Origin of the sequence: Faecalibacterium sp. An122 (genome assembly GCF_002160895.1) — a bacterium.
Taxonomy (GTDB): domain Bacteria; phylum Bacillota; class Clostridia; order Oscillospirales; family Ruminococcaceae; genus Faecalibacterium.
In genome coordinates, this window is sequence record NZ_NFLL01000014.1 from 15,779 (window position 1) to 35,798 (window position 20,020).

The window sequence follows — 20,020 nt, forward strand, 5'->3', positions numbered from 1 at the left end:
AAGCCGGCGCTTTTCTTTTAAGGTAAGGATCGCGCAAAAGCCCCGCCCGCCGCGGCGTTTTGCACCCGGAAAACCGCCCCGAAGGCCGGTTCCCACCCGCTGTCCGGGCCCTCCCGGACCGGCCGGGACAGGGGAATTCAAAAAAATTGTCAAAAATTTATCGTGTGAAACCCCTGTGAATCCGCGAACGCTCGATGAAAGATGACGGCCCGGGGCCGGATCCAAAAAGAAATCGAAAAAAGGAGGGTTGCATCACCCGGGAACATGTGCTATAATCAGGTCGGGAATGAAGTTCTCACGTGGCGAATGCCTAAAGTGCTTTGCTTATTGTAAGCTGACGACTTCTGCAAGCTTAGGATGCCTGCGGAACCGTCAGCTTTTTTGCTCTGGGCCAAGGCGTTTTGCCGTCGGGAGGGCATCATTGAAAAAAGGAGGTAATATTATGATCTATTCCACCGAAGTAGAGCATATGTGCCCGGTTACGAAGGGTGCATATCACGGCCCCGCTCCCATCCCCGAAGAGGGTAAGTGGGTGCAGGCCAAGGAAATCAAGGACATTTCCGGTCTGACTCATGGTGTGGGCTGGTGTGCCCCCCAGCAGGGCGCCTGCAAGCTGACCCTGAACGTCAAGGACGGCGTCATCGAGGAGGCTCTGGTGGAGACCCTGGGCTGCTCCGGCATGACCCACTCTGCAGCAATGGCTTCCGAGATTCTGCCCGGCAAGACCATTCTGGAGGCCCTGAACACCGACCTGGTCTGCGACGCCATCAACGTGGCTATGCGCGAGCTGTTCCTGCAGATCGTCTACGGCCGCACCCAGACCGCTTTCTCTGAGGGCGGCCTGCCCGTCGGCGCCAGCCTGGAGGACCTGGGCAAGGGCCTGCGCAGCCAGGTGGGCACCATGTTCGGCACCAAGCTGAAGGGTTCCCGTTACCTGGAGATGGCCGAGGGCTATGTGACCCGGCTGGCCCTGAACGAGAACAATGAGATCATCGGATACGAGTTCTTGAACCTGGGCAAGCTGACCGACGCACTGAAGAAGGGCGTGGACGCTGCTGAGGCAGTTGAGAAGGCCAAGGGCGTGTATGGACAGTTTGCAGACGCAGTCAAGTACATTGATCCCAGAGTGGAATAAAGGGGCGGATGAAAATGGCACTGTTTGAAAGTTATGAACGCCGCATCGACCACATCAACGCCGTTCTGCACGAGTACGGCATTGAGTCGGTGGAGCAGGCGAAGGAAATTTGCACCTCCAAGGGCTTCGATCCCTACAAGATCGTGAAGGAGATCCAGCCCATCGCATTCGAGAACGCCGGCTGGGCTTACACCGTCGGCGCCGCTATCGCCATCAAGAAGGGCTGCAAGACTGCTCCCGAGGCTGCCGAGGCCATCGGCATCGGCCTGCAGGCTTTCTGCATCCCCGGCTCTGTGGCCGATGACCGCAAGGTCGGCCTGGGCCACGGCAACCTGGCAGCCATGCTGCTGCGCGACGAGACCGAGTGCTTCGCCTTCCTGGCCGGCCACGAGTCTTTCGCTGCTGCTGAGGGCGCCATCGGCATCGTGAAGAATGCCAACAAGTCCCGTACCAAGCCCCTGCGGGTTATCCTGAACGGTCTGGGCAAGGATGCTGCACAGATCATCTCCCGCATCAACGGCTTCACCTACGTGCAGACCCAGTTTGACTACGCCACCGGCAAGGTCAACATCGTCCGCGAGATTCCCTACTCCAAGGGCGAGCGCGCAGCTGTGCGCTGCTACGGCGCCGACGATGTCCGTGAGGGCGTCGCCATCATGCACCTGGAGAAGGTGGACGTGTCCATCACCGGCAACTCCACCAACCCCACCCGCTTCCAGCATCCTGTCGCCGGCACTTACAAGAAGGAGTGCATCGAGCAGGGCAAGAAGTACTTCTCGGTGGCTTCGGGCGGCGGCACGGGCCGTACCCTGCACCCCGACAACATGGCAGCTGGCCCCGCTTCCTACGGCATGACCGATACCATGGGCCGTATGCACTCGGACGCTCAGTTCGCCGGCTCCAGCTCGGTTCCCGCCCACGTCGAGATGATGGGCTTCCTGGGCATGGGCAACAACCCGATGGTTGGCGCTACCGTCGCTGTGGCTGTCGCTGTTTCTGAGGCAACCAAGAACGACTGATCCCAGGCCTGAACCCTGCGGGGTACAAGTCCCCCCGGGCTAAGCTTAAAATAGAACGTGCCGATGATTTCCCTTTGGGGGTCATCGGCACGTTTTTTGTTTGCGGGGCCAGCCTCATCCGGGAACAGATGTTGAAAATGTACCAAAACAAATGGTTGTTCTCGATATAACATTGACAACCAATCATAGACGTGATACCATAGAGACAGAATCCATTTTTGTGGGCTGATACAGAGTTTGGAAGGTGATCTCGATGGAATCCAGGCGCCCCTGCACCCCGGATGCGTCCGTCCGGCCCCGCACCCGGCGGGTCTATGTGAAGGTGACTTCGGAGTTCGACTCCACCGGCTATATGCAGCCGGTTTCCATCACCTGGGCGGACGGCCGCACCTTTCCCATTGAACAGGTGCGGGATTTCCGCCCGGCAGGGATGGCGGGCAGCAGCCTGCCGGGGGACTGCTTCACCGTCCTGATCCAGGGCAAAGAGAAACTGCTGTTTTTCGAGCACATTGACCCGCGGTTCACCGGCCGGCTGGGCCGGTGGTTTGTGGAGAAAACGGTCTAATCAAAGAGGGGAGTTTGGATGCCGAAACAGCGCACATACCTTGCCATCGACCTGAAAAGCTATTACGCCTCGGCGGAGTGCGCCGCCCGGGGGCTGGACCCTCTCACCACCAACCTGGTGGTGGCGGACGCCAGCCGCACCGAAAAGACCATCTGCCTGGCGGTGTCGCCCTCCCTGAAAGCCCTGGGCATCCCCGGCCGGGCGCGGCTGTTCGAGGTGGTGCAGAAGGTCCGGGAGGCCAATGCCGCCCGGCTGCGGGCCGCCATCCGCAGCGGCGCCGCCCCGCGGAAAGAGGGGAGATACTGCCTGTCCGAGCCCTCCTACGACGCCGGCGCCCTGGCCAAAGACCCGACCCTGGAAATTTCCTATCTGGTGGCCCCGCCCCGGATGGCCTATTATGAGAAGGTGTCCCGGCAGGTCTATGGCATCTACCTGAAATATGTGGCCCCCGAGGACATGGTGGTCTACTCCATTGATGAGGTGTTCATCGACGCCACCCCCTATCTGGACCACTACAAGATGACCGCCCACGAGCTGGCCAAAACCATGATCCGGGAGGTGCTGTACACCACCGGCATCACCGCCACGGCGGGAATTGGAACCAACCTCTATTTGGCCAAGCTCGCCATGGATATCACCGCCAAACACGCCGCCCCCGACAAGGACGGGGTGCGGATTGCCCGGCTGGATGAAGAATCCTTCCGGTATCTGCTGTGGGACCATAAGCCCCTGACCGATTTCTGGCAGGTGGGCCCCGGCACGGTGCGCCGCCTGGAAAAACACGGCATCCACACCATGGGAGAGCTGGCCCGGGCCAGCATCCAGTGCGAGGAGGTGCTGTTTCAGGAGTTCGGGGTCAATGCGGAAATCCTCATCGACCACGCCTGGGGCCTGGAACCCTGCGGCATGAAGGAGATCAACGCCTACCGCCCTGAGTCCAACAGCCTGTGCGAAGGGCAGGTGCTGTCCTGCCCGTACCCCTGCGAAAAGGCCCGCATTGTGGTGCAGGAGATGGTGGACAGCATGGTCTACCAGTTGACCGACAAGGGTCTGGTCACCGACGGGCTCACCCTGGATATCGGCTACGACCGGGAAAATTGCGATACCGGCCGCTATCGGGGGCCGGTGCAGGTGGACCGGTATGGACGCAGCCTGCCCAAGCCGGCCCACGGCAGCACCCGGCTGGACGCCCCCAGCAACCTGGGCAGCCAGCTCAGCGAGGCGGTCCTGAACCTGTTTGACCAGATCGTCAACCCCCGTTTGACGGTCCGGCGGCTGACCCTGACGGCCAATCGGGTGGTGAAGGATCAGGGGATTTTCCAGACCGACTTTTTCACCGATACCTCCAAGCTGGAAAAGGAAAAGAGCCTTCAGGAGACCATGCTGGGCCTGAAAAAGAAGTTCGGCAAAAACGCCATTTTGAAGGGCACCAACTACCTGGAAGGGGCCACCATGCGGGATCGGAACGGCCGGATTGGGGGCCACAAGGCAGAATGAGAGGGGAAGAAGATGACCGACTGGAAGGACACCCCGGAGGGCCGGGCCGCGGCGCAGAAGTATGGGGATATTCTGCCCCTGTCCCGCCCCGAACCCTCCCGCAAACATCCCCGGATGCCGCTGGGCAGCCGGGCCAAGATCTTCAGCCCCTTTGCCGCCCTGCGGGGCTTTGACGAGGAGCTGTCGGAGGAGAGTGCCCGGACCCGCCGCGTGCCCAGGGCGGGCCTGTCGGAAGAGGAACAGGCTGCCCTGTCCGAAAAGCTGGCCCGGCTGACCCGGGGCGATGGGGTGACGGTGCGGTATTTCTGCCCCGACCGCATTCACCCGGAAAACCCGCCGGTGGGCAGCTATGAGACGGTCACCGGGTACGTCCAGGAGGTGGACCCGGCGGCGCAGCTGCTGCGCCTGGAACGGGACGCGCCCCATCAGGGGCCGGGCATCGGGAAAGGGCAGCGGCTGGACATTCCCCTGGAAGATGTGGAAGCAATCTGGTAAACGGAAAGGATGGGGGACTGGATGTATCGATACAATTTGTCCGATGGCCTGGCGCCCGCAGAGGAGCCGGCGGAAGGAACCGGCGGCACGGTGCTGCTTCTCACCTCAGAGGAGCTGTCCCGCAGGATGGACCAGGAGGACCGGGATCACCTGGTCTGCCATACGCCCCTGGCCCGGGATGCCCGCATCTGCAAGGCAGAGGTGCGGCGGGGGTACCGGAACGGCACCATTGTGACGCCCCGCCAGGCCAAAAACGGGGACCCCATTGCCTTTGGGTATCTGCTGTCCCGGGACCTGGTGGTGCTGTGCGACGACAGCGGCACGGCCCACTCCATGGTGCAGCGCCTGCGGAAGGAGAACCCCCAGAAGGAAACCAGCGCCAACGGCTTTTTCTGCGGCTTTCTGGCCCTGCTGGTGGAGAAGGACCTGCGCCACCTGCAGTCTTTGGAAGACCGCCTCTCCCAGATGGAGGACGAAGTGTCGGCGGGCCGGCTGGAAAACTTCAACGCCGGCATGATGGTCCTGCGGAAGGAAATTTCCCGCTGGATCAAATATTACACCCAGATGGACGAGCTGGTCTGTGAATTGCAGGAAAACGGCGACTTGTCCGACACCGAGGCGCAGATGTTCCACCGGGTGGAAAAGCGTCTGGGCCGCCTGCTGGAGGAGACCAAAGCCCTGCGGGAATATGGCCTGCAGCTGCGGGAGATGTTCCAGGCGGAGATGGACCTGCAGCAGAACCGGATCATGAAGATTCTCACCATCGTCACCACCATCTTCCTGCCCCTGTCCCTGGTGGCCGGGTGGTACGGCATGAACTTTACCGGCATGGTGGAGCTGACCTGGAAGTATGGCTATCCCGCCGTCATCGTGGCCAGCGCCCTGATTGTTCTGCTGTGCCTCTATCTCATGAAAAAGAAAAAGTTCTGGTGAGGGCATCCCCTCCCACTGCATAAAAAATCCGTACCCCGGCGCCTTCTGCCATAGGTACGGATTTTTGCGTTATGAGGGCGGTTTTAACCCGGTTCCCGGATGAGTTCCCAGACCGTGGCCGCGTCGTCCTGCTTGATCAGAGGGGCCGTCAGGCCCAGAGTGGCCAGCTCGTCCCCGCCGTACAGCTGGCCCGAGGCGGCGTCCCGGTAGAGGCCGTCTCTGTCCAGGAAGGACAGCCGCACCGGCGTGTGGGCAAAGAGGGGGTCGTACCGGGTCTGGAACACCTGCACCAGACACCGGCTGCCGTCCCGGGCCACAGCGGCCCAGCCGGTGTAGGGCCCCGGCAGGTCCAGGGTGAAAAACCGGCTGGACTGGACCCAGCGGCGCTCGGCTTTCCGCTGGGCGATCTGCCCGGCCAGATCTGCAAGCTCCTCCGGGGTGAGAAGGGTCAGATCCAGCTCATAGCCCAGATTGAACAGCCGGGCCGCCTGCCACCGGGTGTCCAGCGGAGTGACGCGGCCGGTCTGGTGGTTGGGGGTGATGCTGACATGGGCCCCCATGGCCACCGGCGGATACAGCAGGCTGTACCCCGCCTGAATGGCCAGACGGTCGTGGCCGTCGGTGTTGTCGCTGGTCCAGTTCTGGGCCACATAATAGAGCATCCCCGGGTCAAAGCGTGCGCCGCCGCTGGAACATCCCTCGATCAGCAGCCGGGGATAGGCGGTGGTGATCCGCTCCAGAAGCCGGTAAAGCCCCAGCACATAGCGATGGGCGGTTTCCCCCTGGCGGGCGCCGGGGGCCAGGGAACAAAAGTCGGTGAGGGGGCGGTTCATGTCCCACTTGATGTAGTCGATGCCGCTCTTTTGCAGATAGCCGTCCAGCACGTCAAAGAGATAGTCCACCACTTCAGGCCGGGACAGGTCCAGCAGGTATTCGTGGCGGCCCTGGGTCATGGAATAGCCGGGGGTCTGCAAAACCCAGTCGGGATGCTGGCGGAACAGATCGCTGTCGGCGGTGACCGCCTCCGGCTCAAACCACAGGCCGAACTTCATCCCTTTGCCGTGGACGATCCGGGCCGCCGCCGGAATGCCTCCGGGCAGCTTGCGCAGGTTGCACCGCCAGTCCCCCATGGAGTCCCGGCTGGAATTGCCCTTCCGGAACCACCCGTCGTCCAGCACAAAGAGTTCCACCCCCAGCTGCCGGGCCAGCTCAGCCTGGCGCTCGATTTTGGACAGGGTCACGTCGTAATACATGGACTCCCAGGAGTTGAGGAGGATGGGTCGCTCCGCCTCTGCGAACCGGGGCGGCATCAGGTGATGGAGGTACAGCTGGTGGAAGTTCTGCCGCAGGCCGTTGAGGCCGCCGGTGGTGCAGTTGAGGATGGCCTCGGGAGAGGTGAACCGCTCCCCGGGCATCAGCTGCCATGCGAACCCCTCGGGGTGCAGGCCGATCTGGGCCCGCACCATCCCGAACTGGTCCAGCTCCGCCTGGGCCAGAAAGTTCCCGCTGTACACCAGATGAAACCCCACCGCCAGCCCCCGGTCGGCGGTGACGTCGGGGGAGAGCAGGGCGAAAAAGGGCTGATGCTGGGGGCTGCTGGACCCCCGGACGCTCTCGATGCGCTGGATCCCGTGGTGCAGCGGGAACCGCTGCCCGTTGGCCTCTTTGGCGTGGGTGCCGTAGAGGATCAGCATCTCCCAGGGCAGGGCCGGCAGTTCCAGCGACGCGCTCTGCAGGTTGTGCAGGGTCAGGGGCCGGGAGCCGGTGTTTTCCGCCACCTGATGGCGGGCCACAATCCCCAGCCCGGCGAACAGGGTGTAATACAGCCGCACCGTCAGCCCGGCGGCGGGGTCGGAGAGGGTGATTTCCAGGGTGGCGCTTTCGCCGGGGGCCGCAAAGGCGGCGGGCAGCCCTTCCAGGGCCGGCTTTTCTTCCAGGGCCCGCCAGGATACAAAGTCCAGCTGGGTGTGACGGACTCCGTCCGCCTCGGCCTCCACGGCGGGAATCCGGAAGTCTCCCCGGCTGCGGGCGGGGTATTCAAAGGGAAAATCGTCAAAGGAGACGTTGGGCACCGAACACTCCTCGTGGCAGGTGTTGTACCCCCGCTTGAAGTAGACCGGCTGGCCCCCGCCGTGCCAGCGGCGGAGGGCGGGGCCGAAGTACCGGTGGACCAGATACCGGCCGTCCACCACCTGGATGATGTAGCTGATGACGCCGTTGGTGAGATGGACGGCGTGCAGGCTGTCGTCGAACAAAATCTCGGGTCTGCGCATACAAAAAGCCTCCCAAAACGCGCAGAGGCGGCCGGCGCCGCGCCGTGAAGAAAGATTCGCCGGCCGGGCGCTGCCGCCTCTGCTCAGAAGAAGTAGATCTATGTGAAGGAAGAATGGCGTGGATCAGGACTGCTGTTCCATCTTGGTGCTGAAGCCGAACATCCAGGTCAGGCCAAAGGCCACCGCGAAGGAAATCAGGTTGATGACGATGTACCAGGGCAGCTGTTCATTGAGGTAGAGCAGGGTGCCGGGGATGCCGGTGATGGACATACCGGTGGCCCGCAGGCCGATGAGGGAGGCCAGGAAGCCGCCCACGCCGCCGCCGATCATAGCCATCACATAGGGCTTGACAAATTTCAGGTTGACGCCGAAGACGGCGGGCTCGGTGATGCCCAGCAGGGCGCTGAGGCAGGAGGGATAGGCCACCTGTTTGGTCTTGACCGAAGCGGCCTTGATGGCCACGGCCAGGACGGCGCCGGCCTGGGCCACGTTGCCGCAGGTGCCGATGGGGTTGAGGTAGTTCCAGCCGTCCTGGGCCAGCATGCTGATTTCCAGGAAGTTGAGGATGTGATGGATGCCGAAGATGCCCAGCAGCTGGCCGAAGCAGCCGTACAGGAATCCGCCGATGCCGAAGGGCAGGAAGATGATGTTTTCCACCACCACCAGAATCACCTGCTCCACCGCGTGGAGGACGGGGCCGATGGCGAACAGGGCGATGAGGATGCCGAACAGCAGGGTCAGGAAGGGAGTGACGATCAGGTCGATGGCGTCGGGGACGTGTTTGCGGAGCCACTGCTCAAACTTGGAGGTCAGGATGCCGGCGGCGAAGGCGGGCAGCACCGAGCCCTGATAGCCCGACACCGACAAAAAGCCGAAGAAGGTGAGGGGTTCCGCAGCGCCCGAGCCCACGTCGTAGGCGCTGGGCAGGCTGGGGCTCACCAGCATCAGGCCCAGGACGATGCCGATGACCGGGCTGCCGCCGAAGTTGCGGAAGGTGGACCAGCAGACCAGCGCCGGCAGGAAGGAGAAAGCGGTGTCGGTGAGAATCTGGGTGAAGGTGAGCAGCTGGGCGGGGACGTCGGCAGCGGTCAGGCCAAAGACGTTCAGGACCGCCTCCTGGGTCAGCAGGCCCCGCAGGCCCATGAACAGACCGGTGGCCACCAGCACCGGGATGATGGGGACGAACACGTCCGAGAACATCCGCACCGCCCGCTGGAAGGCGTTGCCGTAGACCGGTTTCTGCTGGGGCTGGTCGGAGCCGGAGGCCACCGCGTCGGCGTGGCCCACCAGCTTGACCACTTCGTCGTAGATGCGGTTCACCAGGCCGGTGCCCAGGATGATCTGGTACTGGCCGGCGTTGAAAAACGAGCCCTTGACGTTGTCCAGGTCTTCCACGGCCTGGGTGTCGATCTTGTCTTTGTCGGTGACGATCAGCCGCAGCCGGGTGGCGCAGTGACGGACCGAGACGATGTTTTCCTTGCCGCCCACCTTTTCGATGATGGCAGCGGCCAGCTCTTTGTCGGACATGATGGTCCCTCCTTGTTCAGATGGTGCGAATCGGGCGCAGAGTGATGCCGCAGCCGTCCACGCCCCGGACGTCCAGGCCCAGCGTCTCGCTGGTGGGGTAGATGCGGGAGGAGAGCACCGTGCTTCCTCCGTTGATGAAAAGTTCCAGACTGGAGCTGTCGCTCCAGATTTCCAGGCGGTCGAGATGGTCCAGGGGGCAGGTCTTGCTCTCGGGCCGGCCGGTGAGCCAGCCGGTGCGGGTGAAGGTGAGGGTTCGGGCCGCGGGGTCAAATTCCAGGGCGGCCTCGCCCCCGTGGAAAGTCAGGCGGAACGGCTCATCCCCCGCCGTGGGGCGGATGTCCAGCCAGAAAGCCCGGTGGGATAGCTCACTGGGCCGGATGGGCTCCCTCAATAGGCTGTAGAGCTCTTCTGGGGGCGTCTGCCAGAGCCGCCCCTCCCGCCAGTGGAGGACCCGGGGCATGGTCAGGCAGTGGACCGAGGGTTCCCCCGCCGCAAAGGCCTGTTCTTCGGCCTCCTCCATCCGGGACATCCAGGCGAACAGCAGCCGCCGCCCCTTGCCGTCCACAAAGGTCTGGGGGGAGTAAAAGTCAAAGCCGCCGTCGGTGAGGATGAGGCCCTGGTCCAGGTCGGCGTCGGCAGGGGAGAGGGTCCCGGTCTCCTCGTCAAAGGTCACCGGCTTGTAGGCCGAATAGCTGGACAGGCAGGTGTCGGTGTCGTTGTTGCGGGCCTGGGGACAGTAGAGCAGAACCGCCTGACCGTCAATTACTATGAGCCCATTCAAATCCGCCAGGTGGCCCGGCAGTTCGGGGTCCACCCCAACTACCTGACCCGGGTGTTCCGGGAGGCCTACGGCGTGGGGCCCAAGGAATATTTGACCGAGCGGAAACTGAAAAAGGCCGAGGCCATGCTGGCCTCCACCGATTACGCGGTGGCGGTGGTGGCAAGCTCTCTGGGGTTTGAGGATGCCTTTGCCTTTTCGCGGCTGTTCAAAAAGCGGGTGGGCTGCTCTCCCAGCGAGTTCCGCAGCCAGAAAAGCCCGCCCCGCCCGATCCCATAAAAACAACCATGCGCCAAAGACCCAACGGAAACGGTCTCTGGCGCATGGTTTTGTTGTATAGGAGAAATCATCCCGGGCGGCGTATGGGCTCCGCCGCCGGAAGGGATCAGCGGTTAAAAGAGATAGTTGGTGACGATGGGCTCCCGCTTTTGGGTCACATCGTTGAAGTACTCATAGGCACAGATGCCCAAAAAGCCGCCCGACACGTTGTACACGTTGGTGAAGCCGTGGCCCTGCAGGGTCAGGACGGCGTTGTAGCTGCTCTGGCCAATCTGGCAGTGGACGTAGACCGGCCGGTCGGTGGGGATTTCGTCCAGACGGCTGCGCAGCTGGGCCAGAGGGATGTTGACCGAGGTCTTCAGATGGCCCTGATGGTACACCGCCGCGGGGCGGACATCCAGAATATAGGCGCCCGACTCCACCAGATCCCGCACCTGGTCCACATGGACCTGACGGAACCGGTGGGCCAGCAGGTTGCCCGCCACCAGGCCCGCATAGTTGGCGGCGTCCTTGGGGGCAGAGAAGGGGGGCGCATAGCACAGTTCCAGATCCCGCAGGTCGTCCACCGTGCCGCCCAACTTGATGAGGGTGGCGGCCACGTCAATCCGCTTGACGGCGTCGCCCTTGGAGATGGCCTGGGCGCCCAGCACCCGGCCGGTGGGTACCTCAAAGATCAGCTTGTAGTGGAGCTGGGTGCTGCCCGGCATGATGCCCACCCGGTCCTTGGGCAGGACGTAGGCCACCTCATAGGGGATGCCCTCCTGCTCACACTGGGCGGCGGTGAGGCCGGTGCTGGCGGCATTCCACTCAAAGACCTGGATGCAGCTGGACCCGATGAAACCGGTGTTCCGCACCGGCAGGCCGCAGATGTGGTCGGCGGCCTGGCGGGCCTGCTTCTGGGCGGGGCCGGCCAGCTGAACCATGGCGGGCTTGCGGGTCAGGGGATTGAATACCTCCACCGCGTCGCCCACGGCGTAGATGCTGGGGTCGCTGGTGCGGTAATTGGGGTCCACCTTGATGGCGCCCCGGGGGTTCATTTCCAGTCCGGCGTCGGCGGCCAGTGCGGTGTCGGGACGTACGCCCACCGCCATCACCACCGCGTCGCTCTCAATGACGCGGCCCGAGTTCAGCTGGACGTTGGACTGCTGGAAGGCCACCACCGAGTCCCCCACCACCAGATCCACGCCGTGGTCGATCATGGCTTTCTGGAGAATCTGGACCATGTCGTAGTCGTAGGGCTTCAAAATCTGGGGCATGGCCTCCACCAGGGCCACCTGGTAGCCGGCTTCCCGCAGGTTAACCGCCACCTCCACCCCGATGAAGCCGCCGCCGATCACCGACACCTTCCGGACGCCTTTGTCCTTCAGGAAGCCGTAGAACCGGCTCACGTCCTCCACCGTCTTGACGGTGAAGAGGTTGGCGTTTTCGATGCCCTGAATCCGGGGCACCACTGCGTTGGCGCCGGGGGAGAGGATGAGGGTGTCATAGGCCTCGTCGTACTCCCGGCCGGTGACCAGGTCTTTCACCCGGACTTTCTTTCCGGCGCGGTCGATGGACAGGACCTGACTGTTGGCCCGGGTCTCGATGTTGTAGGCCCCGTGGAGTGATTCGGGGGTGTTGAGGACCAGTTTTTCGGTCTGGTCCACCGTCTCGCTCAGCCGGTAGGGGAGACTGCAGTTGGAATAGGAGACGTGGGCGCCTTTTTCCAGCAGGAGGATTTCGGCCTGCTCGTCCAGCCGCCGCAGCCGGGCTGCTGCGCCGGCGCCGCCTGTGTTGCCGCCAACAAGAACATACTTCATGGTTTTGCACTCCTTTTTGTCACATCTGAGAAAGGGCAAAGGCTCTTTTTGAAACCAGTATAGAGCAAACCGCGGCAAAAATCTGTGTTTGTGTCACATTGCCCGCCCCAAACCGCAAAAGGACGCCCCCGGGCGCAGCGAAAGGCTGTACCCGGGGCGCTTTGTGCCTGCCGGCGGGAAGCACCGCCCCGGCTGGGGCGATGGGGGATTACGCGGGCCGGCAGGGCTCAGATGGGAGGCTTAGTGCTCGGCATCCTCTTTGGTGGGCTGGACGGTGCCCCAGGGATGCTGCGGGGGTGCGTAGATGGACGACAGCTTCAGGCAGCCGCAGCCGGCGTTGAGGATGTTGTGCCAGGTGCCGCAGGGGACAAAGACGGCGTCGCCGGCGTTCAGGGTGCAGGTGACGGTCAGTTTGCACTGGCAGCTCCCCATCTGAACGGTGGCCTTGCCGCACTCCACCCGGATGCACTGGTCCACGTCGGGATGCATCTCGAGGCCGATGTCATCGCCCTCCGGAATGCTCATCAGGGTCATCTGGAGATGGTGGCCTGTCCAGAACGCGGTCCGGTAGTCCTCATTGGCCCGTGCAGCGCAGACGATGTTGGCGGCATAGGGATTGGGGCCGTGGTCGGTCTGGTTGCAGGTGCAGTCGCAGGAATGGTTGTTCATGGGATGTTTCTCCTTTCGTTGTGAGTTATCCCATGGTATGCAGCCCGCCGCGGCGGTGCGCGGCCGGGCCGGGGAACCCCGGCCCCGGGTCCTGAACCCAAAAAGGCGCGCGGCCCGCCCCAAAAGGAGCAAAACCGCGCGCCCAGGCCGCAAAGCAATGAAGTTTGGAGGGGAAATCAGTCCAGGAACTTTTCGTTCAGGGTGACGCCGAAGTCCCGGGCGATGGCCCGCAGGTTGTCGTCGGTGATGGTCTGACGGATCAGGCCGCCGCCCATGGACAGGACCTTGACGTAGATTTCGGCGCTCTTTTCGATGGTGTGGGCCAGGCCGAAAGTGATGTCAAAGTCGGGGCCCGAGGTGAACAGGCCGTGCTGGGCCCAGATGGCCGCCTGATAGCTCTTCATCAGCTCGGAGGTGGCCATGGCGATGTCGGCCCCGCCGGGGACCATCCAGGGGCAGACGCCCACGCCCTCGGGGAAGACCACCGGGCACTCGGTGGCGCTCTGCCACAGAGCGCGGGAGAAATCCCGGTCGGTCAGGGGCAGGATGTAGGTCAGGGCGATGACGTTGGTGGCGTGGCAGTGGTAGATGACCCGGTTGGTGCCGCCGGTCACCGCCTTGCGGACGCTGTGGTTCATGAAGTGGCTGGGGAACTCAGAGGTGGGGCGGGCGCCGCCCTCCAGGCCCCAGACAATCCGCCAGCTGTCGCCCTTGTCGTTGATCTCCACGATGCCGATGCTGTGGACGGGGTCCAGCTCCACATTGCGGAAGAACTTGCCCGAGCCGGTGGTGATGAAGTACTCGCCGGCCAGGTTGTCGGCCTGAACGCCCATGTTGACCCATTCGCCGGGCTGTGCGTTGAAGAAGGGACGGCACTGGGCCACTTCCTCCTCCTTCATGCGGTAGGTCAGGTTGCCGCCGTTGCGCTCGTGCCAGCCCTGGAGCCAGCCGTCGTTGCACATGCGGATATAGCCTTTTACGATCTCAACATCCAGAATACCCATGGTCAGATAACCTCTCTTTTTCTTCTTGGTTTGTGTGTCAGCGGGTGATGATGTCCACCGGGACGTCAAAAATCTTGGCGACCTTCAGAATGGTGTCGATGTGGCGGCCCGAGGCGGCGGCCATGTGATGGGTGGGGCCGGCCTCGCTCCAGCGGTTGCAGAACTCCCGTGCGCCGCAGGTGAAACGGGTGCGCATGTTGGTGTCGCCGAAGGTGAAGATGGGCCCCTCCTCGTTGACGCCCTCGGCCACCACGAACTTGAAGTGGCCGTCCTTGTCCTGGGTGATGCCCAGATAGGTCACGGGGCCCAGATGGGGATAGAACTGGGTCAGATAGCCGCCGCCGGTCTTGCCGTGGAAGACGGGAACGATCTTCATGGTGGGCTTTTTGGCCGAGATGTCGGCGTCGCCCGAGCCGGAATGGCCGATGATGCAGATATCCTGGTCAAAGTCGATGGAGTACATCTCGGACAGCTGGCCGCAGCCGGCGATGGTCTTGAGGATGGACATGGCCATGGACACCTTGATGTCGCCCTCCACGGCGCAGGCCACGCCCTGCTTGATCAGCATCGAGAAGGCCGGGATCAGCATGCTGTCCAGCACCCCCGCCTTGCCCTGGGCGAAACCGTCGTAGTGGGAGGCGATGAAGGCGATTTTCTCCTCTTTGACCCACTCCTCAAAGGCCACCACATACCGGGCCATCTCCCAGACCTTTTCGATGGTGCCGCCGCCCTCGATGTCGAAGGTGTCCAGGATTTCCTGAGCCTTGGCCCGGATGGCGTTTTCGTCGGTGATGTGGTCGGCGATGGCCCACATCTTCTCCCAGTCGAACTGCTTGGTGTACAGGAACATCCGGTTGTATAGGTTGGTCTCGTCGATGTACAGGTCCATCATGCCGGGATAGGGCCGGCCGATCTGGGCCAGGTTGGTGTCCCGGAAACGGCGGCGCACCTGGGCGGCACGGCACCAGTCCTCGATCTCGGCCTGAACCTGGGGGTCGCCACCCTCCACCACGCCGGTGATGACGGCATGACGCTTGCCGGCCCGCTCCAGGTCGGCCACCATCTCGCCCACGGCGCCGCAGGCGTACAGCTGGCCCAGCCAGGTGGGGGTGTCGGTGTTGGCGTAGTCGGGGGCCTTCTTTTTCTGGACGTTCACCAGCACCACCGGCACGTTCAGATCCCGCACCGCGGGCAGCATATTATAAGAGGTGGCGTAGGTCAGCATCTGGAGGATCACCAGGTCCACGTCGGCGGCACGGAACTTGTCGCCGGCGGCCATGGACTGTTCCTTGGTGGTGACGATGCCGCCGTCGATGATCTCCACCGTCTGGGGCAGGGTCTTTTTGAAATCGGCGTACTGCTGCTCAAACTCGGGCACCAGAGAGGGGAACTGGGGCAGGTAAGCGCCCAGGGCGATGGCGAACACGCCGACGCGGGCTTTGGTTTCAACTAACATGGGGTCAACCTCCTTAGCGAATGTTCATCTGAATCTTCAGGTTGCCGATGGCGGTGGCCTCGATGGGCAGCGCCTCCACCTGCTTGCCGGTGTAATGGGCGGTGAGTTGGTTCAGGGTGGCGTTTTTGGCGCCGCCGCCGGCGATGTAGAGCTTGTCCCAGTGCCGGCCGGTGACCGCCTCCATCTCCCGGTAGGCCTCGCCGTAGCAATAAGCCAGGGAATGATAGGTGCTGTTGATGAGGTCGGCGTCGGTGGCGGGAGCCTCGCCGGTCTCGGCCAGGGCGGAGCAGATTTCGGCCCGCATGTCCTGCGGGGCCGAGAAACGGGGATCGTTCACATCGAAAATCCGGGTGTAGGAGCTGGTTTTGGCCAGCTCCACCATCTCGGCGAAGGAGATCCCCAGCTGCTTCTGGATGCACTGGATGATCCACAGGCCCATGATGTTTTTCAGATAGCGGATGTAGCCCACGCCGCCCTCGTTGGTGAAGTTGGCCTTGCAGCTGGCGGGGGTGGTGACGGGCTTGTCCAGCTTGACCCCCAGCAGGCTCCAGGTGCCGGAGGACAGGAAAGGCGCGTCCCCCTGGTCCATGGGGATGCCCTCCACCGCGCTGGCGGTGTCGTGGGTGGCGCAGAGGACCACGGTGGTCTGTCCGCCCACCTCGGCGGCCACTTCATCGGTCAGCGGACCCAGGACGGTGCCGGGAGCGGTCAGCCGGGGGAACAGGGCTTTGGGCAGGCCCAGCCGGTCCAGGATTTCGGGGTCATACTCCCGGGTCTGGGCGTTCACCAGACCGGTGGAGGTGGCGTTGGTGTACTCCCGGGCCTTGACGCCGCACAGCTTCCAGAGCAGGTACTCGGGGATCATCAGGAAATCCTCGGCCTGGGCCAGACGGCCGGCCTTTTGGTCCGCGTACAGCTGATAGATGGTGTTGAAGGGCTGGAACTGGATGCCGGTTTTGGCGTACAGCTCCGCAAAGGGGATGCGGGCGTGCACTTCCTCCAGCACATCCTGGGTGCGGCTGTCCCGGTAGGCGTAGACCGGGTAAATGGGCCGGCCGTCCTTCAGCAGCACATAGTCCACCGCCCAGGTGTCGATGGATACGCTCTTGATCCGGGGATACTTGGTCAGGGCGGCCTTGAGGCCCTCCTTGACGTGGCGGAACAGCCCGTCGATGTCCCAGATCAGATGTCCGTCCACCCGCTGGACGCCGTTGGGGAACCGGTAGAGTTCCTCGGTGTGCAGGGTGCCGTCCTGCATCCATCCCGCAATGTGGCGGCCCGACGATGCGCCGATGTCCACAGCCAGAAATACTTCCTGCATAACGCTCCTCCTTGCGTGTTGGTCTGGTAACAGTATAGCGGCCCGGCGGGCCGGATGCCATCGGCAAAGGTGACCGATTCTTTGTGAAAAGTACACTCTTTGCCCCGGAGCGGGGACCAAACAAAAAATCGGAATGCACCGCACAGGACGGCGCATTCCGATTCAGGTGATCCGGCCGGTTCAGGCAGGGGGCCGGAAAGCATATGGGGGATCAGAAACAGGGAAAATTACAGCTGGCTGCGGTACAGCTCCACGATTTCCTTCACGCTGGTGTCGCGGGGGTTGCCGGGACGGCAGGCGTCGGCGAAGGCGGACTCGGCCAGGAACTGGATGTCCTCCTCCTTTAGGATGCCCTTGAGGTTGGCGGGGATGCCCACTTCGGCGGACAGCTGCTTGACGGCGGCGATGGTGGCGTCGGCGGCCTCCTCGGCGGTCATGGCGTCGATGCCGGCCACACCCATGGCCTTGCCGACGGCGCGGTAGCGCTCACCGGCCACGCCCTTGTTGTACTCCAGGCCCACCGGCAGCAGGATGGCGCAGGCCACGCCGTGGGGGGTGTCGTACAGAGCGGACAGGCCGTGCGCCATGCTGTGGACAATGCCCAGACCCACGTTGGAGAAGCCCATGCCGGCGATGTACTGGCCCAGAGCCATGCCCTCGCGGCCTTCGGGGGTGTTCTGGACGGCGCCCCGCAGGTTCTCGGAGATCAGGCGGATGGCCTCCAGATGGAACATATCCGAGATGGTGCAGTGGCCCTTGGTGATGTAGCCCTCGATGGCGTGGGTCAGAGCGTCCATGCCGGTGGCGGCGGTCAGGCCCTTGGGCATGGAAGCCATCATGTCGGGGTCAACCACAGCCACTTCGGGGATGTCGTTGGTGTCCACACAGACAAACTTGCGCTTCTTCTCCACGTCGGTGATGACGTAGTTGATGGTGACCTCAGCGGCGGTGCCGGCGGTGGTGGGAACGGCGATGGTAAAGACAGCGTGCTTCTTGGTGGGAGCCACGCCCTCCAGAGAGCGGACGTCGGCAAACTCGGGGTTGTTGATGATGATGCCGATGGCCTTGGCGGTGTCCATGGAGGAGCCGCCGCCGATGGTGACGATGCAGTCCGCCTCAGCGGCCTTGAAGGCAGCCACGCCGTCCTGGACGTTCTGGATGGTGGGATTGGGCTTGATGTCGCTGTAGACCGAGTAGGCGAAGCCGGCGGCGTCCAGCAGGTCGGTGACCTTCTTGGTGACGCCGAACTTGATCAGGTCGGGGTCGGAGCAGACGAAAGCCTTCTTGTAGCCGCGGGCGGTCAGCTCGGGAACGATGTTCTCGATGGCGCCGTGGCCGTGGTAGGAAATCGTGTTCAGAACAATGCGGTCAGCCATAATAAAATCCTCCTGAATTGCGGTGCGCCAGAAATGGCGCCCTGTTTGGATTGACTGAAAGGTAACAAACCTGGTAGCTTCAGTATAAAAGGTTTGGCCCAAAATTTCAATGGCCAAAAGTGACAGAAACTTTGTGAAAAGTCCACTCTTGTGCACAATGGGGGAAATACAGTATACTGAAAGGGAAAGGGAGGGATGGCACAGATGCTGACCTACAATATGGACGTCACCCCCGAGAGCGTGTGGAAGCGCACCACCCCCAGCGAGGCGGAGCTGGCCCAGCCCTACTACTGCACCGAGGCGGGACTGTTTTATGCGCAGCAGCGGTTTTCCACCGCCCGCACCGACAAGGAGAGCTATATTTTGTTTTATACCCTGCGTGGGGCGGGCCTGGTGGAGCAGAATGGCAGCGATGTGCTGCTGGGTCCGGGGCAGGCGCTGCTTTTGAACTGCCGCACCCCCCAGAGCTATTGTACCGCCCCCAAACAGAGCTGCTGGCACCACTATTGGGTTCACCTGGACGGGGCGGGGGTGGCGGCCATGGAGGCGCTGCTCCACCCGGAAAAGAAACTGGTGCCGGTCCAGCTGGCCGGCACCCGGATGCAGGAACTGTTCGAGACGGTTCTGGCGGAGATCGAGCGGGGGACGGTGGACAGCATGGTCCAGCGGGGACTGGTGCTGCATGAGATGCTGGCCCTGTGCGCCCAGAATCTTTTGTCCCAGGGCGAGGCCACCAGCGCCCGCCAGGTGATCCTCCAGGCGGCCGAGACTTTGCGGCAGAATTACCAGCAGGAGCTGAGCCTGGCCGGTCTGATGGCCGACGCCCATATGAGCAAGAGCTATTTTCTGCGGCTGTTCCGGCGGTATATGGGCACCACGCCCTACAATTACCTGGTGAATTTCCGGATCACCCAGGCCAAGGAACTGCTGGTCCTGACCGACCACACCGTCAGCGAAATCGCCCGAGAGGTGGGGTTTGGGGACGCCAGCAATTTCTCCACCCGGTTTTCCCGGGCCACCGGCCAGAGCCCCCTGCAATACCGCAAAAACGCCCTGAAAAGCGCCGAAAAATAAGCGGGAAAGCGCGCTTTGACGCTTTCCCGCCCTGGAATCAGGTGGTTTCCCGCCAGGGATCGCCCTCAATCTGGACAAACTGCTTTTCGATCTGGAAAGCCTCGTCCAGCGGGCGGTAGAGCATCAGCTCGCAGACCAGCAGAATGAACCACAGCCCCACAAAGGGCACCAGGGCCAGGGTCCAGGGGGCAAACAGGACGTACAGCAGAAGGTACCCCACCTGCAAAAGGGCGGCCCCCAGTACCCGCCAGAAGTATTTGAGGGTGAACAGGACGGCGTTGTACAGCCGGTCCTTGTTGCTCTGCTGGAACAGCACCAGCTGGGGCCAGTACAGCAGATTCAGGGCGGCGAAGAACACCGCGCTGAACAGACAGGCCAGCAGGGTGCCCCAGCTGGGGAAGGCGGGGGCCGACCACAGCATGTACATCATAAAGACGTACATTCCCGTCAAAAGACCCACCAGCGCGCCGGGCAGGAGACTTGCCCGGCCGTTTTGTTTCCAGCTGCGGCGGTAGTGGTCCCACCAGGAGCCGGGCGCGTCCCGCAGGCCCCGGAAAAGGCTGTCGTACAGCGCCGCCAGAAAGGGCCCGAAGATGGCCCCGCCCGCCAGGCTGGCAGGGATCAGCACCAGGACGCTGGAACTGAGGACCGAAAAGGTCACCCCCAGCACCAGAGGCAGAGCGCCCAGGGTGGTCAGCAGGTTGACCTTGACCCAACGCCCGGCGTAAAAGGACAAAAGCTGCTTGTACCGCTGCAAGCCTTCCATCCGGCGGCTCTCATCGTAGCTGTCATCGGCGAAAAACATACCCATGGTCTGTAC

At 63.0% G+C, this 20,020-nt stretch carries 18 protein-coding genes; 8 read left to right on the top strand and 10 right to left on the bottom strand.

Annotation, left to right across the window (positions count from 1 at the left end; genetic code table 11):
- Nucleotides 1–442 precede the first annotated feature (442 nt).
- From B5E67_RS09610 to B5E67_RS09635, 6 genes are all read left to right on the top strand, one after another.
- On the top strand, nt 443–1,135 hold the full coding sequence (locus B5E67_RS09610) for a hypothetical protein (RefSeq protein WP_087246556.1): 693 nt from the start codon (nt 443–445) through the stop codon (nt 1,133–1,135).
- 14 nt (nt 1,136–1,149) lie between these two features.
- Entirely contained in the window at nt 1,150–2,154 is a 1,005-nt protein-coding gene (locus tag B5E67_RS09615; protein ID WP_087246597.1) for a GGGtGRT protein, read from the top strand.
- A 253-nt stretch (nt 2,155–2,407) separates the two neighbouring features.
- The gene (locus B5E67_RS09620) at nt 2,408–2,719 is read left to right on the top strand and encodes a hypothetical protein (protein WP_087384974.1); all 312 of its coding nucleotides are present in this window, start codon (nt 2,408–2,410) and stop codon (nt 2,717–2,719) included.
- 18 nt (nt 2,720–2,737) lie between these two features.
- Nucleotides 2,738–4,216: a DNA methylase gene (locus B5E67_RS09625; RefSeq protein ID WP_087384976.1), complete on the top strand. Its 1,479-nt coding sequence runs from the start codon at nt 2,738–2,740 to the stop codon at nt 4,214–4,216.
- Nucleotides 4,217–4,228: 12 nt separating this feature from the next.
- Nucleotides 4,229–4,711, top strand: a complete 483-nt coding sequence (locus B5E67_RS09630) for a hypothetical protein (protein WP_087384977.1) — start codon at nt 4,229–4,231, stop codon at nt 4,709–4,711.
- A gap of 21 nt (nt 4,712–4,732) precedes the next feature.
- Entirely contained in the window at nt 4,733–5,644 is a 912-nt protein-coding gene (locus B5E67_RS09635; RefSeq protein WP_087384979.1) for a CorA family divalent cation transporter, read from the top strand.
- Between the two features lie 83 nt (nt 5,645–5,727).
- On the opposite strand, the gene B5E67_RS09640 is transcribed toward B5E67_RS09635, so the two are convergent.
- The 3 genes from B5E67_RS09640 to B5E67_RS09650 all read right to left on the bottom strand — a co-directional run bounded on the left by B5E67_RS09640 (nt 5,728) and on the right by B5E67_RS09650 (nt 10,258).
- Complete coding sequence (locus tag B5E67_RS09640) at nt 5,728–7,917, bottom strand: alpha-galactosidase (RefSeq protein WP_087384981.1); 2,190 nt, start codon at nt 7,915–7,917, stop codon at nt 5,728–5,730.
- 123 nt (nt 7,918–8,040) lie between these two features.
- Nucleotides 8,041–9,444 carry a sucrose-specific PTS transporter subunit IIBC gene (locus tag B5E67_RS09645; RefSeq protein ID WP_087384983.1) on the bottom strand — a complete coding sequence of 468 codons (1,404 nt, stop codon included), beginning with the start codon at nt 9,442–9,444 and terminating at the stop codon, nt 8,041–8,043.
- A gap of 16 nt (nt 9,445–9,460) precedes the next feature.
- Nucleotides 9,461–10,258 (bottom strand): GH32 C-terminal domain-containing protein, encoded by a 798-nt coding sequence (locus B5E67_RS09650; RefSeq protein WP_158098872.1) that lies wholly within the window; start codon nt 10,256–10,258, stop codon nt 9,461–9,463.
- Here B5E67_RS09650 and B5E67_RS15620 point away from each other — a divergent pair.
- A complete protein-coding gene (locus B5E67_RS15620) occupies nt 10,235–10,501 on the top strand; it encodes a helix-turn-helix transcriptional regulator (protein WP_158098873.1) in 267 nt (88 codons plus the stop codon). The genes B5E67_RS09650 and B5E67_RS15620 overlap by 24 nt on opposite strands.
- Before the next feature lie 113 nt (nt 10,502–10,614).
- Here B5E67_RS15620 and B5E67_RS09655 read toward each other — a convergent pair whose 3' ends face one another.
- The 6 genes from B5E67_RS09655 to fucO all read right to left on the bottom strand — a co-directional run bounded on the left by B5E67_RS09655 (nt 10,615) and on the right by fucO (nt 18,126).
- On the bottom strand, nt 10,615–12,300 hold the full coding sequence (locus B5E67_RS09655) for an FAD-dependent oxidoreductase (RefSeq protein WP_087384987.1): 1,686 nt from the start codon (nt 12,298–12,300) through the stop codon (nt 10,615–10,617).
- Between the two features lie 240 nt (nt 12,301–12,540).
- Entirely contained in the window at nt 12,541–12,969 is a 429-nt protein-coding gene (locus tag B5E67_RS09660) for a cupin domain-containing protein (protein ID WP_087384989.1), read from the bottom strand.
- A 176-nt stretch (nt 12,970–13,145) separates the two neighbouring features.
- Nucleotides 13,146–13,973 (bottom strand): rhamnulose-1-phosphate aldolase, encoded by an 828-nt coding sequence (gene rhaD, locus B5E67_RS09665; protein ID WP_087364844.1) that lies wholly within the window; start codon nt 13,971–13,973, stop codon nt 13,146–13,148.
- Nucleotides 13,974–14,010: 37 nt separating this feature from the next.
- Complete coding sequence (locus tag B5E67_RS09670; protein WP_087384991.1) at nt 14,011–15,429, bottom strand: arabinose isomerase; 1,419 nt, start codon at nt 15,427–15,429, stop codon at nt 14,011–14,013.
- Nucleotides 15,430–15,442: 13 nt separating this feature from the next.
- Complete coding sequence (locus B5E67_RS09675) at nt 15,443–16,750, bottom strand: rhamnulokinase family protein (protein ID WP_087384993.1); 1,308 nt, start codon at nt 16,748–16,750, stop codon at nt 15,443–15,445.
- 227 nt (nt 16,751–16,977) lie between these two features.
- Nucleotides 16,978–18,126 (bottom strand): lactaldehyde reductase, encoded by a 1,149-nt coding sequence (fucO, locus tag B5E67_RS09680; RefSeq protein WP_087384995.1) that lies wholly within the window; start codon nt 18,124–18,126, stop codon nt 16,978–16,980.
- A 195-nt stretch (nt 18,127–18,321) separates the two neighbouring features.
- On the opposite strand from fucO, the gene B5E67_RS09685 reads away from it, so the two are divergent.
- Nucleotides 18,322–19,200 (top strand): AraC family transcriptional regulator, encoded by an 879-nt coding sequence (locus B5E67_RS09685; RefSeq protein ID WP_242956912.1) that lies wholly within the window; start codon nt 18,322–18,324, stop codon nt 19,198–19,200.
- 37 nt (nt 19,201–19,237) lie between these two features.
- On the opposite strand, the gene B5E67_RS09690 is transcribed toward B5E67_RS09685, so the two are convergent.
- A complete protein-coding gene (locus B5E67_RS09690) occupies nt 19,238–20,011 on the bottom strand; it encodes a hypothetical protein (protein ID WP_087384996.1) in 774 nt (257 codons plus the stop codon).
- Between the last annotated feature and the right edge of the window lie 9 nt (nt 20,012–20,020).